Origin of the sequence: Modestobacter italicus (assembly GCF_000306785.1) — a bacterium.
In the GTDB taxonomy this organism is placed as follows: Bacteria; Actinomycetota; Actinomycetes; order Mycobacteriales; family Geodermatophilaceae; genus Modestobacter; species Modestobacter italicus.
Genome location: NC_017955.1, coordinates 4,341,662 through 4,361,306 on the forward strand (window position 1 = coordinate 4,341,662; position 19,645 = coordinate 4,361,306).

The 19,645-nt window shown below is 72.9% G+C and carries 18 protein-coding genes and 1 rRNA gene; 2 read left to right on the forward strand and 17 right to left on the reverse strand.

From position 1 onward, the window contains the following. Nucleotides 1-325 precede the first annotated feature (325 nt). The 8 genes from MODMU_RS20560 to MODMU_RS20595 all read right to left on the reverse strand — a co-directional run bounded on the left by MODMU_RS20560 (nucleotide 326) and on the right by MODMU_RS20595 (nucleotide 10,013). Nucleotides 326-1,845 (reverse strand): 16S ribosomal RNA (locus MODMU_RS20560). Nucleotides 1,846-2,329: 484 nt separating this feature from the next. Next, nucleotides 2,330-3,133: a 4-hydroxy-tetrahydrodipicolinate reductase gene (gene dapB, locus MODMU_RS20565; protein WP_014742310.1), complete on the reverse strand. Its 804-nt coding sequence runs from the start codon at nucleotides 3,131-3,133 to the stop codon at nucleotides 2,330-2,332. 59 nt (nucleotides 3,134-3,192) lie between these two features. Next, nucleotides 3,193-3,561 carry a VanZ family protein gene (locus tag MODMU_RS20570; RefSeq protein WP_014742311.1) on the reverse strand — a complete coding sequence of 123 codons (369 nt, stop codon included), beginning with the start codon at nucleotides 3,559-3,561 and terminating at the stop codon, nucleotides 3,193-3,195. A 4-nt stretch (nucleotides 3,562-3,565) separates the two neighbouring features. Further along, on the reverse strand, nucleotides 3,566-4,861 hold the full coding sequence (locus tag MODMU_RS20575; protein WP_014742312.1) for a M16 family metallopeptidase: 1,296 nt from the start codon (nucleotides 4,859-4,861) through the stop codon (nucleotides 3,566-3,568). 76 nt (nucleotides 4,862-4,937) lie between these two features. Further along, nucleotides 4,938-7,193: a polyribonucleotide nucleotidyltransferase gene (locus MODMU_RS20580; protein ID WP_014742313.1), complete on the reverse strand. Its 2,256-nt coding sequence runs from the start codon at nucleotides 7,191-7,193 to the stop codon at nucleotides 4,938-4,940. A gap of 256 nt (nucleotides 7,194-7,449) precedes the next feature. Further along, nucleotides 7,450-7,719 (reverse strand): 30S ribosomal protein S15, encoded by a 270-nt coding sequence (gene rpsO / locus MODMU_RS20585; RefSeq protein WP_014742314.1) that lies wholly within the window; start codon nucleotides 7,717-7,719, stop codon nucleotides 7,450-7,452. Nucleotides 7,720-7,855: 136 nt separating this feature from the next. Then, nucleotides 7,856-8,830 carry a bifunctional riboflavin kinase/FAD synthetase gene (locus tag MODMU_RS20590; RefSeq protein WP_014742315.1) on the reverse strand — a complete coding sequence of 325 codons (975 nt, stop codon included), beginning with the start codon at nucleotides 8,828-8,830 and terminating at the stop codon, nucleotides 7,856-7,858. Between the two features lie 34 nt (nucleotides 8,831-8,864). Then, nucleotides 8,865-10,013, reverse strand: coding sequence for a branched-chain amino acid aminotransferase (locus MODMU_RS20595; RefSeq protein WP_014742316.1), 1,149 nt, complete (start codon nucleotides 10,011-10,013; stop codon nucleotides 8,865-8,867). Between the two features lie 153 nt (nucleotides 10,014-10,166). On the opposite strand from MODMU_RS20595, the gene MODMU_RS20600 reads away from it, so the two are divergent. Then, the gene (locus MODMU_RS20600) at nucleotides 10,167-11,162 is read left to right on the forward strand and encodes an alpha/beta fold hydrolase (protein ID WP_014742317.1); all 996 of its coding nucleotides are present in this window, start codon (nucleotides 10,167-10,169) and stop codon (nucleotides 11,160-11,162) included. Here MODMU_RS20600 and MODMU_RS20605 read toward each other — a convergent pair. After that, entirely contained in the window at nucleotides 11,123-11,449 is a 327-nt protein-coding gene (locus MODMU_RS20605) for an antibiotic biosynthesis monooxygenase family protein (RefSeq protein ID WP_014742318.1), read from the reverse strand. The genes MODMU_RS20600 and MODMU_RS20605 overlap by 40 nt on opposite strands. 59 nt (nucleotides 11,450-11,508) lie before the next feature. Here MODMU_RS20605 and larB point away from each other — a divergent pair, with 59 nt between their 5' ends. Continuing rightward, entirely contained in the window at nucleotides 11,509-12,186 is a 678-nt protein-coding gene (larB, locus tag MODMU_RS20610; RefSeq protein WP_014742319.1) for a nickel pincer cofactor biosynthesis protein LarB, read from the forward strand. On the opposite strand, the gene larE is transcribed toward larB, so the two are convergent. The 8 genes from larE to infB all read right to left on the reverse strand — a co-directional run bounded on the left by larE (nucleotide 12,177) and on the right by infB (nucleotide 19,381). Then, complete coding sequence (gene larE, locus MODMU_RS20615; protein ID WP_014742320.1) at nucleotides 12,177-13,007, reverse strand: ATP-dependent sacrificial sulfur transferase LarE; 831 nt, start codon at nucleotides 13,005-13,007, stop codon at nucleotides 12,177-12,179. The two genes, larB and larE, sit on opposite strands and share 10 nt — an antisense overlap. A 22-nt stretch (nucleotides 13,008-13,029) precedes the next feature. Next, nucleotides 13,030-13,950, reverse strand: a complete 921-nt coding sequence (gene truB, locus MODMU_RS20620) for a tRNA pseudouridine(55) synthase TruB (protein ID WP_014742321.1) — start codon at nucleotides 13,948-13,950, stop codon at nucleotides 13,030-13,032. Next, nucleotides 13,947-15,281: an MATE family efflux transporter gene (locus MODMU_RS20625; RefSeq protein WP_014742322.1), complete on the reverse strand. Its 1,335-nt coding sequence runs from the start codon at nucleotides 15,279-15,281 to the stop codon at nucleotides 13,947-13,949. Before MODMU_RS20625 ends, truB begins: the two co-directional genes overlap by 4 nt. After that, entirely contained in the window at nucleotides 15,278-16,288 is a 1,011-nt protein-coding gene (locus tag MODMU_RS20630; protein WP_014742323.1) for a DHH family phosphoesterase, read from the reverse strand. Before MODMU_RS20630 ends, MODMU_RS20625 begins: the two co-directional genes overlap by 4 nt. Continuing rightward, on the reverse strand, nucleotides 16,285-16,536 hold the full coding sequence (locus MODMU_RS20635) for a hypothetical protein (protein WP_014742324.1): 252 nt from the start codon (nucleotides 16,534-16,536) through the stop codon (nucleotides 16,285-16,287). Before MODMU_RS20635 ends, MODMU_RS20630 begins: the two co-directional genes overlap by 4 nt. After that, nucleotides 16,533-17,072 (reverse strand): 30S ribosome-binding factor RbfA, encoded by a 540-nt coding sequence (rbfA, locus tag MODMU_RS20640; protein WP_014742325.1) that lies wholly within the window; start codon nucleotides 17,070-17,072, stop codon nucleotides 16,533-16,535. The genes MODMU_RS20635 and rbfA overlap by 4 nt, the downstream gene beginning before the upstream one ends. 83 nt (nucleotides 17,073-17,155) lie before the next feature. After that, nucleotides 17,156-17,536: a DUF503 domain-containing protein gene (locus MODMU_RS20645; protein ID WP_014742326.1), complete on the reverse strand. Its 381-nt coding sequence runs from the start codon at nucleotides 17,534-17,536 to the stop codon at nucleotides 17,156-17,158. Between the two features lie 6 nt (nucleotides 17,537-17,542). After that, entirely contained in the window at nucleotides 17,543-19,381 is a 1,839-nt protein-coding gene (infB, locus tag MODMU_RS29790; RefSeq protein WP_014742327.1) for a translation initiation factor IF-2, read from the reverse strand. Nucleotides 19,382-19,645: the final 264 nt, after the last annotated feature.

Sequence of the window (19,645 nt, forward strand, 5' to 3'; positions counted from 1 at the left end):
CCCGACACCGCCAGCCCCGGCAACCCGGGCGGTACGACACCAGAACGATCTCTCGCAGAAGAAACACCCAACCCCGCAGGGCCGGCCCGTTCCCTCAGGACCCAACAGCGTGCCTACGATCCCCGATCCCTGCCCGATCCCGTTCCACGCCCTCCCCAAAGGAAGAGCCGTACTAGGCACCAGGCTGAGCCGGCGACCGAACTGGTCAGTGTTCCACCCTCGAGCTCCGCCACCAACACCCGAGCCCACCCGAGATTGGGCAGGCTTCACGGTCGGTGCGCGGCTCTGGACCACCACAACGAGTGTGGCGGCCAGTGCTCCTTAGAAAGGAGGTGATCCAGCCGCACCTTCCGGTACGGCTACCTTGTTACGACTTCGTCCCAATCGCCGATCCCGCCTTCGACGGCTCCCTCCACAAGGGTTGGGCCACCGGCTTCGGGCGTTACCGACTTTCGTGACGTGACGGGCGGTGTGTACAAGGCCCGGGAACGTATTCACCGCAGCGTTGCTGATCTGCGATTACTAGCGACTCCAACTTCATGGGGTCGAGTTGCAGACCCCAATCCGAACTGAGACCGGCTTTTTGGGATTCGCTCCACCTCGCGGTATCGCAGCCCTTTGTACCGGCCATTGTAGCATGTTTGCAGCCCTAGACATAAGGGGCATGATGATTTGACGTCATCCCCACCTTCCTCCGAGTTGACCCCGGCAGTCTCCTATGAGTCCCCACCATCACGTGCTGGCAACATAGAACGAGGGTTGCGCTCGTTGCGGGACTTAACCCAACATCTCACGACACGAGCTGACGACAACCATGCACCACCTGTGCACGACGCCAAAGGCACCCCGTATCTCTACGAGATTTCCGTGCATGTCAAGCCTAGGTAAGGTTCTTCGCGTTGCATCGAATTAAGCAACATGCTCCGCCGCTTGTGCGGGCCCCCGTCAATTCCTTTGAGTTTTAGCCTTGCGGCCGTACTCCCCAGGCGGGGCGCTTAATGCGTTAGCTGCGGCACGGAGACCGTGGAATGGCCCCCACACCTAGCGCCCAACGTTTACGGCGTGGACTACCAGGGTATCTAATCCTGTTCGCTCCCCACGCTTTCGCTCCTCAGCGTCAGTTACTGCCCAGAGACCCGCCTTCGCCACCGGTGTTCCTCCTGATATCTGCGCATTTCACCGCTACACCAGGAATTCCAGTCTCCCCTGCAGTACTCTAGTTTGCCCGTATCGACTGCAGGCCCGAGGTTGAGCCTCGGGTTTTCACAGCCGACGTGACAGACCGCCTACGAGCTCTTTACGCCCAATAATTCCGGACAACGCTTGCACCCTACGTATTACCGCGGCTGCTGGCACGTAGTTGGCCGGTGCTTCTTCTGTAGGTACCGTCACTTGCGCTTCGTCCCTACTGAAAGAGGTTTACAACCCGAAGGCCGTCATCCCTCACGCGGCGTCGCTGCGTCAGGCTTTCGCCCATTGCGCAATATTCCCCACTGCTGCCTCCCGTAGGAGTCTGGGCCGTGTCTCAGTCCCAGTGTGGCCGGTCACCCTCTCAGGCCGGCTACCCGTCGTCGCCTTGGTAGGCCATTACCCCACCAACAAGCTGATAGGCCGCGGGCCCATCCTCAGCCGATGAATCTTTCCACCACCAGACCATGCGGTCAGCGGTCACATCCGGTATTAGCACCAATTTCTTGGAGTTATCCCAGAGCTGAGGGCAGGTTGCCCACGTGTTACTCACCCGTTCGCCGCTAGGGCACCCCCCGAAGGAGGGCCTCGCTCGACTTGCATGTGTTAAGCACGCCGCCAGCGTTCGTCCTGAGCCAGGATCAAACTCTCCGTAGATGATTTGATCGCAGCTGAGACCGAGAGTTGGCACTCTCGTTCAATCAACCAAAGGAACCCAAGACCCGAACCACAAAGAAGTGGCCAGGCCAGGGGGTATTGATACTTGGCACTGACTTTCGGCACGCTGTTGAGTTCTCAAGGAGCGGACGCGCGGGGAACCAGACCTTGGAAGGTCGTCGTCTCCGGCGGCTTGTCCCACGTTACGCCGTGCACGGCTCGCTGTCACACCCGGGGGTCTGACCTTGCGGCTCCCGGCCCTTTCGGCCCGGTCTCGCTCGGCGCAAAGAAGAAGTTACGCGGCCCTGCGGGGCTCGTCAAACCCGAGGGGTCCGCGCGCGCCCCACTTTCGTCGCTGAGGTGCCCTTCGGAGCACGAAACCCCAGGTCGCGAGCCGTCGAGGCCTTCGATCCTGCGACCCAGCTCACGTGTCCAGGCGGTGTCGGGACGCCTCACCAGCCCCACGAGTCACAGCAGGAGGCCCTCAGAGGCCGAGCAGCGACTCGATCCCGACGGTCAACCCGGGGCGGTTGCCGATCTCCCGGACCGCGAGCAGCACCCCGGGCATGAACGAGGCCCGGTCGTAGGAGTCGTGCCGCAAGGTCAGGGTCTCCCCCGAGGAACCCATGAGCACCTCCTGGTGCGCCACCAGTCCGGTGAGCCGGACCGCGTGCACGGGGATCCCCTCGACGTCGGCGCCGCGGGCTCCAGGCAGGGAGTCGGACTCCCGGGTGGCGTCGGGGGCGGCCGGGACGCCGGCCGCACGGCGGGCCGCGGCGACGAGCCGGGCGGTGCGGGCGGCCGTGCCCGACGGGGCGTCGACCTTGGCCGGGTGGTGCAGCTCGACGATCTCCACGGAGGGGAAGAAGCGGGCCGCCTCGGCGGCGAAGCGCATGAGCAGCACGGCACCGATGCCGAAGTTGGGGGCGATGAGCACGCCCACCTCGGGCTTGGGCCGGAGCCACTCTGCGATGGTGGCCAGTCGTTGCTCGTCGAAGCCCGTCGTCCCGACGACGCAGTGGATGTTCTGGTCGATGCAGAAGCGGATGTTCTCCATCACCGAGTCCGGCCGGGTGAAGTCGACGACGACCTGCGCGCCGGCGTCGGCCACGTTGAACAGCCAGTCCCGCTCGTCGACCATCGCGACGAGCTCCAGGTCCTCGGCCTCGTCGACGGCGCGGCACACCTCGGTGCCCATCCGGCCGCGAGCCCCCAGCACACCGACCGAGATCAGCGGGGCTTCGGCGGGGGTCGGGGTGGGCGGGGCGTCGTCCGGCGAGGTCGTCACCCCGCGATGCTCACCAACGGGAGGTCCGGACGCAAGGCGGCCGACCGTCCACCGACGGTTCAGCCGGAGGTGCGGGTGCGACGTGCCGCGACCAGGCGCCACAACAGCAGGCCGACCACGACGCCGGCCGAGTCGGCGACGAGGTCACCGATCGAGGCGTCGCGGTCGACGAGCGACGTCCCCTGCAGCAACTCGCTGCCCGCGGCGTAGAGGACCAGCAGGGCGGCGAGCGGACCCTGGCGGACGCCGGCCCAGCGGCCGGTGCACGCCAGGACGGCGAAGAGCGCGAAGTGGACCACCTTGTCCACCCCCGGAGGGCTGGACGGCACGTCCCCGGGCGGGGCGAACAGCACGGCCAGGGAGACGAGCACGGCGACGGCGAACACCCCGCGGGCCAGCGCGCCGTGCTCCCGGAACGGAACGGTCACCGGCTCAGGCGAGGAGCCGGTCGAGGTCGCGGTCACGGTAGGGACCCACGACGGCCAGGCAGGTCGGCCGGGTGAGCAGGTCGGCGGCGACCGCGCGCACCTGCTCCTCGTCCACCGCGGCGAGCCGGTCGAGGACCTCGTGCACCGACAGGTACTCCCCGAAGGACAGCTCGCTCTTGCCGAGCCGGCTCATCCGGGACCCGGTGTCCTCCAGCCCCAGGACCAGGCCGCCCTTGAGCTGACCCACCGCGCGGGACACCTCCTCGGACGTCAGCCCCTCCGCGGCCACCGCACCGAGCTCGGCGCGGACCAACCGCAGCACCTCGGGCACGCGCTTGGGTGAGCACCCGGCGTAGACCGAGAAGCTGCCGGTCCCGGCGTAGTGGGTCAGGGACGACCCGACGCTGTAGACCAGGCCGCGCTTCTCCCGGATCTCCTGGAACAGCCGCGAGCTCATCCCCCCGCCGACCGCGGCGTCGAGGACCGCCGCGGCGTACCGGCGGTCGTCCAGGCGCCCCATCCCCAGGCTGCCCAGCAGCAGGTGGGTCTGCTCGGTACGCCGGTGGATCAGCCCGGTGGGCCGGGCGGGCGCGGTCAGGACCACGTCGTCGCCGAGCCGCAGCGGGTCCGGTCGCGCTCCTCCGGCGAGCCGGTCGCCGAAGGCCGCGGTCACCAGGTCCAGGACCTGGGCGTGGTCGACCCGGCCGGCGGCCGAGACGACGATCGAGGGCACGGCGTACCGCTCCCGGTACCAGCCGTCGACGTCGTCCCGGGTGAGGGACTCGATCGACTCCACCGTGCCCAGCACCGAACGCCCCAGCGGGGTGTCCCCGAAGAGGGTCTCGGCGTGCAGGTCGTGCACCGCGTCGGCGGGCTCGTCGTCGCGCATGGCGATCTCCTCGAGCACCACCGTGCGCTCGGACTCCAGGTCCGGTGCGGTGTTCAGCGCGTCGGTGACCAGGTCACCGAGCAGTTCCACCGCGAGCGGCAGGTCGCTGGCGAGCACGTTCGCGTAGTAGCAGGTGTGCTCCTTGGCGGTGAAGGCGTTCATCTCACCGCCGACGGCGTCCATCGCGGTGGCGATCTCCAGTGCCGTGCGGCTGCGCGTCCCCTTGAAGAGCAGGTGCTCGAGGAAGTGCGAGGAACCGCCCAGCGCCGGGCTCTCGTCCCGGGAGCCGACTCCGACCCAGATGCCCAGGGTCGCCGAGAGGACCCCCGGCATGGTCTCGGTGATGACGCGCAGGCCGCCGGGCAGCTCGGTGCGCTCCACGCGTCCGCCGAACTCGTCGACGTCGAGCACCTCAGTGGTACCGACCGAGGCCGGGGCGGGCGCCGCAGCGCCCACCCCGGCCCCGGTCAGGTGGTCCGTCCTCGTGTCACGCCTCCGCGGGAGCCGCGGCCTCGGCCGGCGCCGCGTCGGTCGCTGCGGCGTCGCCCTCGACGACCGGCACCAGGCTGATCTTGCCCCGGGCGTCGATGTCGGTGATCTCCACCTGCAGCTTGTCGCCGACGTTCGCGACGTCCTCGACCTTGGCGATCCGCTTGCCGTTGCCCAGCTTGCTGATGTGCACCAGGCCGTCGCGGCCCGGCAGCAGCGAGACGAAGGCACCGAAGGCCGTCGTCTTGACCACGGTGCCGAGGAACCGCTCGCCGACCTTGGGCAGCGTCGGGTTGGCGATGGCGTTGATCCGGTCCACGGCCGCCTGGGCCGAGGGGCCGTCCGAGGCGCCGACGTAGATCGTGCCGTCGTCCTCGATGGTGATGTCGGCGCCGGTCTCGTCCTGGATCGCGTTGATCATCTGGCCCTTGGGGCCGATCACCGCGCCGATCTTGTCGACCGGGATGCGCACCGTGGTCACCCGCGGGGCGAAGGGGCTCATCTCGTCCGGGCCGTCGATCGCCTCGAGCATGACGTCGAGGATGTGCAGCCGGGCCGCGCGGGCCTGGGTCAGCGCACCCGCGAGGACGTCGGAGGGGATGCCGTCGAGCTTCGTGTCCAGCTGGAGGGCCGTGACGAAGTCCTTGGTGCCGGCGACCTTGAAGTCCATGTCACCGAAGGCGTCCTCGGCGCCGAGGATGTCGGTCAGCGCGACGTACTCGGTCTTCCCGTCGACCTCGTCGGAGACCAGGCCCATGGCGATGCCGGCGACCGGCGCCTTCAGCGGCACACCGGCGTTGAGCAGCGCCAGCGTCGAGGCGCAGACCGAGCCCATCGAGGTGGAGCCGTTGGAGCCCAGCGCCTCGGAGACCTGGCGGATCGCGTAGGGGAACTCCTCGCGGTCCGGCAGCACCGGCAGCAGCGCCCGCTCGGCCAGCGCGCCGTGGCCGATCTCGCGGCGCTTGGGCGAGCCCACCCGACCGGTCTCACCGGTGGAGTACGGCGGGAAGTTGTAGTTGTGCATGTAGCGCTTGCGCGTGATCGGGTTCAGCGTGTCCAGCTGCTGCTCCATGCGGAGCATGTTCAGCGTGGTGACGCCCATGATCTGGGTCTCGCCGCGCTCGAACAGCGCCGAGCCGTGCACCCGCGGCAGGACCTCGACCTCGGCCGACAGCGGCCGGATGTCGGTGAGGCCGCGGCCGTCGATGCGGACCTTGTCGCGCAGGATGCGCTGCCGGACGACCTTCTTGGTGACGGCGCGGAAGGCCCCGGAGATCTCCTTCTCGCGGCCCTCGAACTGGCCGGCGAGGGCGGCCTTGACCTCGTCCTTGAGCGCGTCGGTGGCCTCCTCGCGCTCCTGCTTGCCGGCGATCGCCTGGGCGGCGGCGAGCTTCTCGGAGGCGTGGGCCTCGACCGCGGCGTAGACGTCGTCCTGGTAGTCCAGGAAGCGGGGGAAGTGCGCCTCGGGCTTGGCGGCCTTGCCGGCCAGCTCGGCCTGCGCCTGGCACAGCGCCTTGATGAACGGCTTGGCGGCCTCGAGGCCCTGGGCCACGACCTCCTCGGTCGGGGCGGTGGCCCCACCGGCGACGAGCTCGATGGTCTTCTCGGTGGCCTCGGCCTCGACCATCATGATCGCGACGTCGCCGTCGGGCAGGACCCGGCCGGCCACGACCATGTCGAAGACGGCGTCCTCGAGCTCGGCGTGGGTCGGGAAGCCGACCCACTGGCCGTTGATCAGGGCCACCCGGGTGCCGCCGACCGGGCCGGAGAACGGCAGGCCGGAGAGCTGGGTGGACGCCGACGCGGCGTTGATCGCGAGCACGTCGTAGACGTGGTCGGGGTCCAGGGACAGCACGGTGATGACGACCTGGACCTCGTTGCGCAGGCCCTTGGCGAAGGTCGGGCGCAGCGGGCGGTCGATCAGCCGGCAGGTGAGGATCGCGTCCTCGGAGGGGCGGCCCTCGCGGCGGAAGAACGAGCCGGGGATCTTGCCGATGGCGTACATGCGCTCTTCGACGTCCACCGTCAGCGGGAAGAAGTCGAACTGGTCCTTGGGCTGGCGGCCGGCCGTGGTGGCCGACAGCAGCGTGGTGTCGCCCATCGTGGCGACGACGGAACCGGCGGCCTGCTTGGCGAGGCGGCCGGTCTCGAAGGTGACGGTGCGGGAGCCGAGGGCCCCGTTGTCGATCACCGCGGAGGCGGTGAAGACGCCGTCCTCGGCGTCGAAGTCGGTCTCTGTCGTGGGTGCGGACATCGTGTCCTCTTCCTACGTCGCATACGGCGACGTCCTCTTCGCGGCTCTGCGCCGGCGGTGTCCGGGGCGACCGGTCTTCGATCGAAGCCCTCGGGTGTCGCGGGTTCCTGCTTCTCAGGCTCGCTGCGTCCCGGGGGCCACTACCGAGGACCGGCCCTCGCGGGGCGGCCGGCGTGGGGGCCGGTGGTCTCCTCCGGCGGGTGCCGGACGAGAGAGGGGACCGTCCCGGCGTGCCGGAGCGGTCCCCTCGGTGGTGCTAGCGGCGCAGGCCGAGCCGCTCGATGAGCGAGCGGTACCGGTTGATGTCGGTCTTGGCCAGGTAGTTCAGCAGCCGCCGCCGGCGGCCGACCAGCAGGAGCAGGCCCCGCCGGCTGTGGTGGTCGTGCTTGTGCTGCTTGAGGTGCTCGGTCAGGTCGCTGATCCGTCGGGTCAGCATCGCGACCTGCACCTCGGGGGAACCGGTGTCGTTCTCGACCGTCGCGTACTCGGTCATGATCTGCTTCTTCGTCGCGCTCTCCAGCGCCATGGTGCCTCCAGGGCAGGTCACGTGTGGCCCCCGGTCTGTGTCACGGGGGCAGCATGCACACACGTCGGTCTCCCGACGTCACTCCCCAGGTTACACACGCGGCCGCCAGGACCGTCCGGCTCTCCCCCGAGCGGGGTCAGGGCATCCCGAGGACGGCGCGGGTCCGGGCGACGTCGTCGCCCATGGCCACCAGCAGCTCCGGGACGCCGGAGAAGGTGAGCATCGGGCGCAGCCGCTCGACGAACTCCACGCCGACGTGCTCGCCGTAGAGGTCGCCCTCGAAGTCGAGCAGGTGCGCCTCCACGGTGCGCCGGGCCCCGGCGAACGTCGGGTTGCTGCCCACCGAGATGGCCGCCGGGTGGCTGCTGCGGCTGGCGCCGCGCAGGTCGCGCAGCACGAGCCGGCCGGCGTAGACCCCGTCGGCCGGGACGGCGGTGTGCGCCGGGCTCTCCACGTTCGCGGTCGGGTAGCCCAGCTCGCGGCCACGCCGGTCGCCGCGCACGACCACGCCGTCGACCCGGTGCGGACGGCCCAGCGCCAGCGCCGCGGAGGCCATGTCCCCGGCGGCCACGCAGGCGCGGATGTAGGTCGAGGAGATGGTGACCTCGCCGTCCCCGGACAGGTCCGGCGCCGAGCCGACGACGGTGAGGTCGACGCCCTCGACGCCGAAGCCGAACCGGCGGCCGTCGGCGGCCAGCGTCTCCACGGTGCCGGCGGCCCGGTGGCCGTAGGTGAAGTTGCGGCCGACCACGACCTGGGTCGCGTACAGGTGCTCGACCAGCACGGTGTGGGTGAACTCCTCCGGGCTGAGCCGGCTGAACTCCTGGGTGAACGGCAGCACGCACATGCCGTCGACGCCGAGGTCGGCGACCAGCTCGGCCTTGCGGTCGGCCGAGGTGAGGATCGCCGGGTGCGAGCCGGGCCGGACGACCTCCGAGGGGTGCGGGTCGAAGGTCATCAGCACCACCGGGCGCCCCAGCGCCCGGCCGCGGGCGACCGCGGTGCGGATCAGGTGCTGGTGCCCGCGGTGGACGCCGTCGTACATGCCGATGGTGACCACCGTGCGTCCCAGGTCCCGGGGGGTGTCCCCCAGCCCGCGCCAGCGCAGCACGCCGCTCGTCTCCCCCGCTGCCCTGGTCGGCGGATCAGGAGGCGGGCGCGACGCGGTGCAGCCAGCCGTGGGTGTCGGCCACCCGGCCGTGCTGGACGTCGAGCAGGTGCGCCCGCAGCTGCATGGTCAGCGGGCCCGGCTCGCCGTTGCCGACGGTGAAGTCGCCCGTGCGGGCCTTGACCTCCCCGACCGGCGTGATGACCGCCGCGGTGCCGCAGGCGAAGGTCTCGGTGACGGTGCCGTCGGCGACCCCGGCCCGCCACTCCTCGACGCTGAACTTCCGCTCGGTGACCCGGTGTCCCAGCTCGCGGGCCACGGTGATCAGCGACTCCCGGGTGATGCCCGGCAGCAGGGTGCCGGTGAGCTCTGGGGTGACGAGCTCGGCGTCGGCGCCGGAGCCGAGGACGAAGAACAGGTTCATCCCGCCCATCTCCTCGACGTAGCGCTTCTCCACCGCGTCGAGCCAGACGACCTGGTCGCAGCCGGCGGCGATCGCCTGTTCCTGGGCCAGCAGGCTGGCGGCGTAGTTGCCGGCGCACTTCACGTCGCCGGTGCCGCCGGGGGCGGCCCGGATGTAGTCCTCGGAGAGGTAGACCGACACCGGGTGCACGCCGCGGGGGAAGTACGCACCGGCGGGGCTGGCGATGACGATGAACAGGTACTCGTGCGCGGGGCGGACCCCGAGGAACGGCTCGATCGCCAGCATGTAGGGCCGGATGTAGAGCGTCTGGTCCGGGCCGGTGGGCACCCAGTCCCGGTCGGCGTCGACGAGGGCGTCGACGGCGGTGATGAAAGCCTGGTCGGGCACCGCGGGCATGGCCAGCCGGGCGGCGCTGCGCGCGAAGCGGGCTGCGTTGGACTCCGGCCGGAAGGTGGCGACGCTGCCGTCGGGCTGGGCGTAGGCCTTGAGCCCCTCGAAGATCGACTGCGCGTAGTGCAGCGCGGCCGCGCTCGGGTCCATCTGCAGCGGGGCGTAGGGCGTCAGCCGGGCGTCGACCCAGCCCTCGCCGACCCGGTACCGGGCGATGAACATCGAGTCGGTGAAGTACCGGCCGAAGCCCGGGTCCTCCAGCTGCTGGGCGCGCTCGGTGGCGGAGCGGCGCGGCACGTCCTCCACGACCAGCGGCACGCCCTCGGTGAACTCCCGGGAGGAGGTACGGCTGGGGCTGAGCGTGTCGGTCATGGCTCCCACCTGCTGGGCTCGTGCTGGAGCGGTCGGCGGTCGTCCGGCCCGCACCGCCACCCTAGACCGGCACGTCGGCGACCCGGCACGAGCGGGGCGGTCCGCAGATCCGTGACCAGCCGCACACCCCGGGCACCCACCTAGCCTGCGGGGATGGAGCCCGACAGCAGCGAGCCGGCCGGCGCCGGGTGGGAGCCGGTGCGGTGGACCGGGCACGAGGTGCGCACGGAGGTGCTGGTGCTGCACGGTCACCGGGTCTCCTGCCGGATCGGCGGGACGACGGGGCCGGTGCTGCTCCTGGTGCACGGCCTGCTCGGGTCCGGGGCGAGCTTCGGCCCGGCGCTGGACGAGCTGGCCCGCACCCACCGGGTGGTCGCCCCGGACCTGCTGGGCCACGGCGCCTCGGAGAAGCCCAGCGGTGACTACAGCCTCGGGGCGCTGGCCACGCTCGCCCGCGACCTGCTCGTCGTCCTGGGCGTGGAGTCGGCCACCGTCGTCGGGCACAGCCTGGGCGGCGGGGTGGCGATGCAGCTGGCCTACCAGTTCCCGGCCTCGGTCGAGCGGCTCGTGCTCGTCGACTCCGGCGGCCTGGGCCGGAACGTGAGCCCGGCGCTGCGGGCGGTCGCCCTGCCCGGCGCCGAGTGGGTGCTGCCCGCGGTGTTCAACCCCTACGCCGCCCGCGCGGCCGCGCGGCTGCTGCGCCCGCTGCAGCGGGTCACCCCGCCGGCGCTGGCGCAGGTCGTCGCGGGCCTGGCGACCCTGGCCGACGCGGAGGCGCGGACGGCGTTCGTGCTCACCGCGCGGTCGGTGATCGACGTCGGTGGCCAGCGGGTGAGCGCCACCGACCGGCTGTACCTGACCGCGGCGCTGCCGCTGCTGCTGGTGTGGGGCGGCCGGGACCCGGTCATCCCGGTGGCGCACGGCGAGGCGCTGCACGCGCAGCTGCCGGGCAGCCGGCTGGTGGTGTTCGACGGCGCCGGGCACTTCCCGCAGGTGGAGGACCCGGGCCGGTTCGCCGGCGTGGTCGGCGAGTTCGTGCGCACGACGACGGCGGCCGCCCCGGCCGCCCGCGACGCCGCCTGGGCGGCGGCGCTGCGGGCGGGCTCGGTTCAGCTGCCCTTGGGGGCGGCGGACTCCACGACGTCGTAGCTCCACAGGTGGTTCTGCGACCGCTCGGCGGCCGGGGCGAGGGTGTCGCCACCGCCCTCGTGGGCCCGGTCGAAGTCCTGCCCGTTCTGCCAGGCCTGGTAGGCCTCCTCGTCCACCCAGCGGGTGTAGACGAGGTAGGAGTCGGTGCCCTCGACCGGGCGGAGCAGCTCGAACCACTCGAAGCCCGGGGTGGTCTCCACGGCACCCGCCCGGCCTCGGAAGCGCTCCTCGAAGCGGGCGCGCTTGTCCTCCGGCACGGTCACGACGTTGATCTTCACGACGCTCATGCCCGCATCCTGCCCAACTCCGGCGGGGCCGACACGGCGGGTGGGCGAGACTGGTGCCCGTGACCGACCAGCCGCGCACCGCCGACCTGGGCTACGCCCGGTTGGACGTGGACCGTGCCGCCCGCACCGGGACCCCCGAGGTGGTCTTCGCCGGCGGCAAGACCCCCGCCGAGACGGTCGGCTGCCTGGCCGGGCTGCTCGACGCCGGGCTGCCGCTGGCCTGCGCCACCCGCGTCGACCCGGAGACCGCCGCCGCGGTGCTCGACCGGTGGCCCGACGCGCACGTCGACCCGGTGGCCCGGGTGGCCTGGGTGGGCACTCCCCCACCGCCGCTCGGCGAGGTGCTGGTGCTCACCGCCGGGACGTCGGACGGCGCGGTGGCCGCCGAGGTCGCCGCCACGCTGGCCGCCAGCGGGGTGGGCTGCCGGCGGGTGGACGACGTCGGGGTCGCCGGCGTGCACCGCGTGCTGGCGGTCGCGCCGGACCTCGCGGCGGCCGACGCGGTGGTCGTGGTGGCCGGCATGGACGGCGCGCTGCCCAGCGTCGTCGCCGGCCTGACCGACCGGCTGGTGGTCGCCGTCCCGACGTCGGTCGGCTACGGCGCCGCCTTCGAGGGGCTGGCAGCGCTGCTGACCATGCTCACCGCCTGCGCGCCGGGCGTGCTCGTCGTCAACATCGACAACGGGTTCGGCGCCGGCGTCGCCGCGGCCCGGATCGTGCGGTCGGCTCAGCGGTAGCGGACGGGGTCGGGCAGCAGCTCGTTCATCGCCCCGGACCGGAAGCCGCGCGGGTCCAGCTCCACCCGGGCGAAGCCGTCGACGGCGGCCAGCAGCTCCGGTCCGACGGCGGGGACCAGGGCAGCGTCCACCTCGACCCGGGCGACGTCCTCGCCCATGTCCCGGACCCGGAGGTCCCGCACCGGCAGCCCGGCGGCGCCGAGCGCCTCCCGGAGCGCGCGCTCGGCCGCCTCCACCCGGGCCAGCCGGGCCGCGGAGACGGGCACCCCGTAGGCGATCCGGCTGGCCAGGCACGCGGCGGCCGGCTTGTCGGCCAGCGGCAGCTCCCAGCGGCGGGCGGCGGCCCGGACGTCGTCCTTGGTCATCCCGGCGCGGGCCAGCGGAGCCCACGCGCCGCGCTCGGCCGCGGCCCGGATGCCGGGGCGGAACCCGGCGCGCAGGTCGTCGGCGTTGGTGCCGGTGACGACGTCGGCGATGCCCAGCTCGGCGGCCAGCGGGGTGAGCACGTCGACCAGCTCGGCCTTGCAGAACGCGCAGCGGTCCCCCGCGTTGGCCACGTAGCCCGGGCGGGACAGCTCGTCGGTGGCCGGCTGCTCGTGCCGGACGCCCAGCCGCACCGCGAACTCGTGGGCAGCGGCGCGCTCGGTGGCCGGCAGGCTCGGCGAGACGGCGGTGGCGGCCACCACCCGGTCCGCGCCCAGCGCGCGCACCGCGGCGGCGAGCACGACGCCGGAGTCCACCCCGCCGGAGAACGCGACCAGCACCCCCGGCACGGCGGACAGCTCGGCGTCCAGCACGGCGAGGCGATCGTCGAGGCTCACGGGGCCGAGGGTGCCACCCGGCTCAGCGCGGCGGGAAGCCGACCGCGACCCGGGCGACCTGACCGGCGTCCTCGACCAGGGCGACCAGCCGGCCGTCGGGGGCGAGCGCGGCGTGCAGCCCCGCGGCACCGGTGGCCGGCACCCGCTGGCCGTGGCCGACGGCGACCGCCTCCTCGGCGCTGAGCTCCCGCGCCGGGAAGACGGCGCGGGCGGCGTCGGCCAGCGCGAGCACCCCGGGACCCGGGCCGGGCCCGGCCAGGGCCGCGGCGGCGTCCTCCACCGGCCGGGCCCGGTCGATCGAGAAGGGGCCCGAGGAGGTCCGGCGCAGCGCGGTCAGGTGCCCTCCGACGCCGAGTGCGGCCCCGACGTCCCGGGCGATCGCGCGGATGTAGGTGCCGGTGCTGCAGGCGACCGTGACGTCGACGTCGAGCAGCTCCGGGGTCGGCCGCCCGACGCGGTGGACGTCGATCCGGTGCACGGTGACCGAGCGGGCCGCCAGCTCGAACTCCTCGCCGGCGCGGACCCGGTCGTAGGAGCGCCGGCCGCCGACCTTGACCGCGCTGACCGAGGAGGGCACCTGCTGCAGCGCGCCGACCTGGGCGGCCAGCGCGGCGCGGACGTCGTCCTCGCCGACCCCCGCGGCGGACGTCGTCGCGGTGACCTCGCCCTCGGCGTCGTCGGTGACCGTCGACTGCCCGAGCCGCACCGTGGCGTCGTAGGTCTTGTCGGAGCCGGAGAGGTGCCCGAGCAGTCGGGTGGCCGCCCCGACACCGAGGACGAGCAGCCCGGTGGCCATCGGGTCGAGGGTGCCGGCGTGCCCGACCTTGCGCACCGACAGCACCCGGCGGGCGACGGCGACCACGTCGTGCGAGGTCATGCCGGCCGGCTTGTCGACGAGCAGCAGGGACGGCGGGACGTCGGCGTCGGGGCGCTTGGGGCTCACGGGCTCACCGTCTCACCCAGCCAGGCGCTCCCCCGCACCCGGCGGCCGACCGCCACCAGCCGCAGGACGATGAACAGGGTGAGCCCGGTCCAGACCCCGGGGAGCCCCCAGTCCAGCCAGCCCGACAGCAGCGAGAGCGGCAGGAAGCCGAGCAGGGCCGAGGCGAGGGTCACGGTGCGCAGGTAGGCGGCGTCCCCGGCGCCCATCAGCACGCCGTCCAGGGCGAACACCACCCCGGCGAGCGGCTGCATCAGCGCGAGGAACCACCAGACGACGTCGGCCTGGGCGAGCACGGCGGGGTCGTCGGTGAACAGCGGCGGCACCACCGGCCGCAGCGCCAGCAGCAGGACGGCGACCAGCACGCCGGTGCCCAGCCCCCAGCGGACCACCCGGGCGGCGGTGTGCCGGGCGTCGGCGGGCCGGCCGGCGCCCAGGGCCGTGCCCACGAGGGTCTGGGCGGCGATCGCGTAGGCGTCCAGCACCAGGGCGAGGAAGAGCCACAGCTGGAGCGCCACCTGGTGCGCGCCGAGCTCGGCGGTGCTGGACCGGGCGACGACCGCGGCGGCGGCGGCGAACGCCAGCTGCAGCACGGCGGCGCGCACCAGCAGGTCGCGGCCGAGCACGAGCTGCGCCCGGAGCGCAGCCGGCCGGGGGCGCCAGGAGACCCCGAAGCCGGCCAGCTCCCGGGCCAGCGCCCGGGCGAACAGCGCCGCCGCGACCGCCTGACCGGCCAGGTTGGCCAGCGCGGAGCCGACCAGACCCAGGCCGGCCGGGTGCACCAGCAGCGGGCAGAGCACGAGCCCCACCCCGCTGCCGGCGAGCACGTAGCCCATCGGCCGGCGCAGCTCGGCCACCCCGCGCAGCCAGCCGTTGCCGGCCAGCGCCACCAGCAGCAGCGGCAGCCCCGGGCTGGCGACCCGCAGCCACTCCTCCCCCGCGTCGGCGACCGGGCCTGCACCCCCGGCGAGCAACCGGGTCAGCGGGCCGGCGAGCAGCTGGAACAGCAGGGCCAGAGCGACGCCGAGGGCCAGGGCCAGCCAGGTCGCCTGCACGCCCTCCGCGACGGCCCCGGCCCGGTCGCCGGCACCGGTGCGGCGCGCGGCCCGGGCGGTGGTGCCGTAGGCGAGGAAGTTGAGCAGCGCCGCGACGTAGGCCAGCAGCCCACCACCGACGGCCAGACCGGCCAGGCTGACGCCGTCCAGGTGGCCCACCACGGCGGTGTCGACCAGCAGGTAGAGCGGCTCGGCGGCCAGCACGACCAGCGCAGGAGCCGCCAGCGCCGGGATGGACGGCCCCGGGCCGCCCGGCCGTCGCGAGGACGGCGGGGTCACGAGGGGCGTGCGGCCCGCAGCTGGGCGCGGAGCTGCTCGAGCGTCCCCTCGAGGTCCAGCGGCGAGCTGTAGCCGGCCGCGGCACGGTGGCCGCCGCCGCCCAGCGCCATGGCCACCCGGGTCAGGTCGGTGGCGCCGCGGGAACGCAGCGACACGACCCACGAGCCGTCGTCCTGGCCCTTGACCACGCAGGCCACGTCGGCCTCGGCGGTGGCCCGGACGACGTCCACGAGCGCCTCGAGCTGGTCCGGGGCCAGGCCGTGCGCCCGCGCCTCGGCCGCCGTCGACCAGGTCCAGACGAGCCCGGCACCGACCTCGGGCTCGAGGGCCGCGCGGCCGGTCACTGCCGACAGCAGGCCCAGCCAGCCGAACGGCGCGGTGTCGAACAGCCGGCGGCTGATGGCGGCGTGGTCGATCCCGGTGCGCAGCAGCCGGGCGGCCAGCTCGTGGGTGCCCGGCGAGGTGTTGCCGAACCGGAAGGACCCGGTGTCGGCGGTCAGCCCGGCGTACAGGCAGGTGGCCAGGCGCTCGTCCAGCGCGACGTCGAGGCCCTCGAGCAGCGCGGCGACCAGCACCACGGTCGCCGCGGCGGCCGGGTCGACCAGCCGCACCTCGCCGAAGCCGGGGTTGCTGGCGTGGTGGTCGACGACCACCGACCGCCCGGCGGTGTCCAGCAGCGCGGCCAGGCCGCCCAGCCGACCGGGGGACGCCGCGTCGAGGCTGACGAAGACGTCGACCTCAGCCGGCACCCGGGCCGGGGGCACCAGCTCGTCGGCGCCGGGCAGCCAGCCGAGCGAGTCGGGCAGGACGAACGGCTCGGGGAACGTCGTCACCACCCGGGCGCCCCGACGGCGCAGGCCCTCCGCCAGCGCCAGGGTGCTGCCCAGGGCGTCGGCGTCGGGCTGCACGTGCCCGGACAGGACGACGGTCGCGCCGCGGTCCGCCGCCCGGGCGAGCACCTCGACCGCGGCTGCGGTGCCGGTGGGGACGGTGGCGGGTGCGCTCACGAGGTGCCGTCGGGCCCGGGGTCGGCGACCGGCGCGGCGTCCGACTCCTCGGCGACCGTGCCACCGCCGACCGGGTAGCTGGACCCGTCGTCGGGCTCGTCGGCGGCGATGCTCTCGGTGGTGCCGATGTCGCCGCGCTTGCCCCCGGCGGTCGGGTCGCCGTCCGCGGGCTCCGCACGCCCGCCGAGGGTCGTGCCCCCGGGAGCGCCGGCCGGGTCGAACGGGTCCGGGTCGACGGCCTCGGTCACGACGCGCTCCGCTGGGCGGCGGAGGGCCGGCCGTCGGAGAAGTCGTCGGTGCGCCCGGCGTCCGGGTCCGCGGCGAGCTCGTCGTCGTCCAGGTCGTCGTCCTCGTCGTCCTCGGCGACCGCCGGCTTGCGGTAGGGGTCGGCGTCGCCGGCGTACTGCGCGCCCTCGCGGGCCCGGGCGAGCTCGGCGTCGGCGTGCCGGACGCGCTCCAGCGCCTCCTCGAGCTCCCGGGCGGTGTCCGGGACGATGTCGGCGACGAAGGTCAGCGAGGGCACGAACTTGATGCCGGTCTGCTTGCCCACCGTGGAGCGCAGCACGCCGGTGGCGCTGGCCAGCGCCCGGGCGGAGTCCTCCACCTGGGTGGCGTCGCCGTAGACGGTGTAGAAGACCGTCGCCTCGCGCAGGTCGCTGGTGACGCGGGCGTCGGTGATGGTGACCATCCCGAGGCGGGGGTCCTTGATCTGCATCTCGATCGTCGCGCTCACGATCTGGCGGATGCGCACCGCCAGTCGCCGCGCCCGGGCCGGGTCAGCCATCGGTCCTCCTCGGAACGGGGTGGCCCCCTCGCAGGGCCCCGACCCGCGCGGAGCGTGGGGTGGGGGGCGAGGGGGTCCTTCGATTAGTCGGTGTCGCTGAAGAGCTGACGGTGCGTGGACAGCAGCGTCACCTCCGGGCGTTCGGCCAGCAACCGCTCGCAGGCGTCCAGGACGTCGGTCACCTGGCCGGCCTGGCCCGCCACGGCGGCGACCCCGACCTGCGCACGGCGGTGCAGGTCGGGGTCGCCCACCTCGGCGGCGGCCACGGTGAAGCGGCGCCGCAGCTCGGCCACGATGGGCTTGACCACGGCGCGCTTCTCCTTGAGCGAGTGCACGTCGCCCAGCAGCAGGTCAGCAGTCAGTGTCCCGGTGAATATGAGGACCCTCCTGCCCCCCGCCACTCGCAGGCTCGCGGCGGGCCCCTGCAGGAAGGCCGAGAGGCTCTCCTGCAGGGACCGTGTCACTCACCCTCAGGCGCGCGGCTTCTCACGCAGCTCGAAGGTCTGGATCACGTCATCGATCTTGATGTCGTTGAACGACCCCAGACCGATACCACACTCGTAGCCCTCCCGGACCTCGGTCGCGTCGTCCTTGAAGCGACGCAGCGACTCGACGGTCAGGTTGTCCGCGACCACGGCGCCGTCACGGACCAGGCGGGCCTTGGAGTTGCGGACGATCGTGCCGCTGCGCACCAGCGAACCGGCGACGTTGCCGATCTTCGGGACGCGGAAGACCTCGCGGACCTCCGCGGTGCCCAGCTGCACCTCTTCGAACTCGGGCTTGAGCATGCCCTTGAGCGCGGACTCGATCTCCTCGATGGCCTGGTAGATGACCGTGTAGTACCGGACGTCCACCCCCTCGCGGGCAGCCAGCTCGGTCGCCTGGCCCTCGGCCCGGACGTTGAAGCCCAGGACGATGACGTCGTCGGCCAACGCCAGGTCGATGTCGCTCTTGGTGATCCCACCGACGCCGCGGTGGATGACCCGCAGCGAGATGTCGTCGCTCACCTCGATCTTCATCAGCGCCTCTTCGAGCGCCTCGACGGTGCCCGAGTTGTCGCCCTTGATGATCAGGTTGAGCTGACGGGTCTCCTTGAGCGCCGCGTCGAGGTCCTCCAGGCTGATCCGCTTCCGCATCGACGCGTTCTGCGCGTTGCGGATCCGGGCCTGGCGGCGGTCGGCGATCTGCCGGGCGATCCGGTCCTCCTCGACGACGAGGAAGGTGTCACCGGCGCGCGGCACGGAGGTCAGGCCGACGACCTGGACCGGACGGGCCGGCAGGGCCTCCTTGAGCTTGTTGCCGTGCTCGTCGAGCAGCGACCGGACGCGACCGTAGGCGTCGCCGGCCACGATCGAGTCGCCCTGGCGCAGCGTGCCGCGCTGGACCAGCACCGTGGCGACGGGGCCCCGGCCCTTGTCCAGCTTGCCCTCGATGACGACACCCTGGGGGTCCTGGCCGATGTTGGCGCGCAGGTCCAGCGAGGCGTCGGCGGTGAGCAGGATCGCCGAGAGCAGGTCGTCGAGGCCCTGACGGGTGGTCGCGGAGACGTCGACGAACATCGTGTCGCCGCCGTACTCCTCGGCCACCAGCCCGTACTCGGTGAGCTGCTGACGGATCTTGGCGGGGTTGGCCCCCTCCTTGTCGATCTTGTTCACCGCGACCACGATCGGCACCTCGGCGGCCTGGGCGTGGTTGAGCGCCTCGACCGTCTGCGGCATGACGCCGTCGTCGGCGGCCACGACCAGGACGACGATGTCGGTGACCTTCGCGCCACGGGCACGCATCGCGGTGAACGACTCGTGACCCGGGGTGTCGATGAAGGTGACCGGGCGCTCGTTGCCCTCCAGCTCGGTGACGATCTGGTAGGCGCCGATGTGCTGGGTGATGCCACCGGCCTCCTTGGCCGCCACGTTGGCGTGCCGCAGGGCGTCCAGGAGCTTGGTCTTCCCGTGGTCGACGTGACCCATGACGGTGACGACCGGCGGACGGATGTCCCAGTCCTCCTCGGCCCCGCCCTCCTCGTCACCGAAGGTGAGGTCGAAGGTCTCGAGGAGCTCGCGGTCCTCGTCCTCGGGGCTGACGACCTGGATGACCCAGCCGATCTCGGCACCGAGCAGCTGCAGCGTCTCGTCGTTGACCGACTGCGTCGCGGTGATCATCTCGCCCAGGTGGAACAGGGCGGTGACCAGCGCGGCCGGCTCGGCGTTGATCCGCTCGGCGAGGTCGGTCAGCGAGGCACCGCGGGGCAGCCGGACGGTCTGCCCGTTGCCGCGGGGCAGGCTGACGCCGCCCATCGACGGCGCCGCCATGGAGTCGAACTCCTGACGCCGCTGCTTCTTGCTCTTGCGCCCGCGGACCGGACCGCGACCACCCGGACGCCCGAAGGCACCCGCGGTGCCGGCACCCGAGCCACCGCGGCCACGGCCACGACCGCCACCGCCGCCACCGGGCCGGAAACCACCGGCCGGGGCACCGCCGCCGCCACCGGGACCACCGGGACCGCCGCCACCGGGACGGAAGCCACCGCCGCCGCCACCGCCGGGACCACCCGGACGGCCACGACCACCGGCACC

Excerpts from the sequence above, each read along its gene's own strand:
- infB (WP_014742327.1), bottom strand. The coding sequence starts at position 19,381 with ATGGCGGCGCCGTCGATGGGCGGCGTCAGCCTGCCCCGCGGCAACGGG.
- rpsO (WP_014742314.1), bottom strand. The coding sequence starts at position 7,719 with ATGGCGCTGGAGAGCGCGACGAAGAAGCAGATCATGACCGAGTACGCG.
- MODMU_RS20600 (WP_014742317.1), top strand. The coding sequence starts at position 10,167 with ATGGAGCCCGACAGCAGCGAGCCGGCCGGCGCCGGGTGGGAGCCGGTG.
- MODMU_RS20595 (WP_014742316.1), bottom strand. The coding sequence starts at position 10,013 with ATGACCGACACGCTCAGCCCCAGCCGTACCTCCTCCCGGGAGTTCACC.
- MODMU_RS20580 (WP_014742313.1), bottom strand. The coding sequence starts at position 7,193 with ATGTCCGCACCCACGACAGAGACCGACTTCGACGCCGAGGACGGCGTC.
- rbfA (WP_014742325.1), bottom strand. The coding sequence starts at position 17,072 with ATGGCTGACCCGGCCCGGGCGCGGCGACTGGCGGTGCGCATCCGCCAG.
- MODMU_RS20605 (WP_014742318.1), bottom strand. The coding sequence starts at position 11,449 with ATGAGCGTCGTGAAGATCAACGTCGTGACCGTGCCGGAGGACAAGCGC.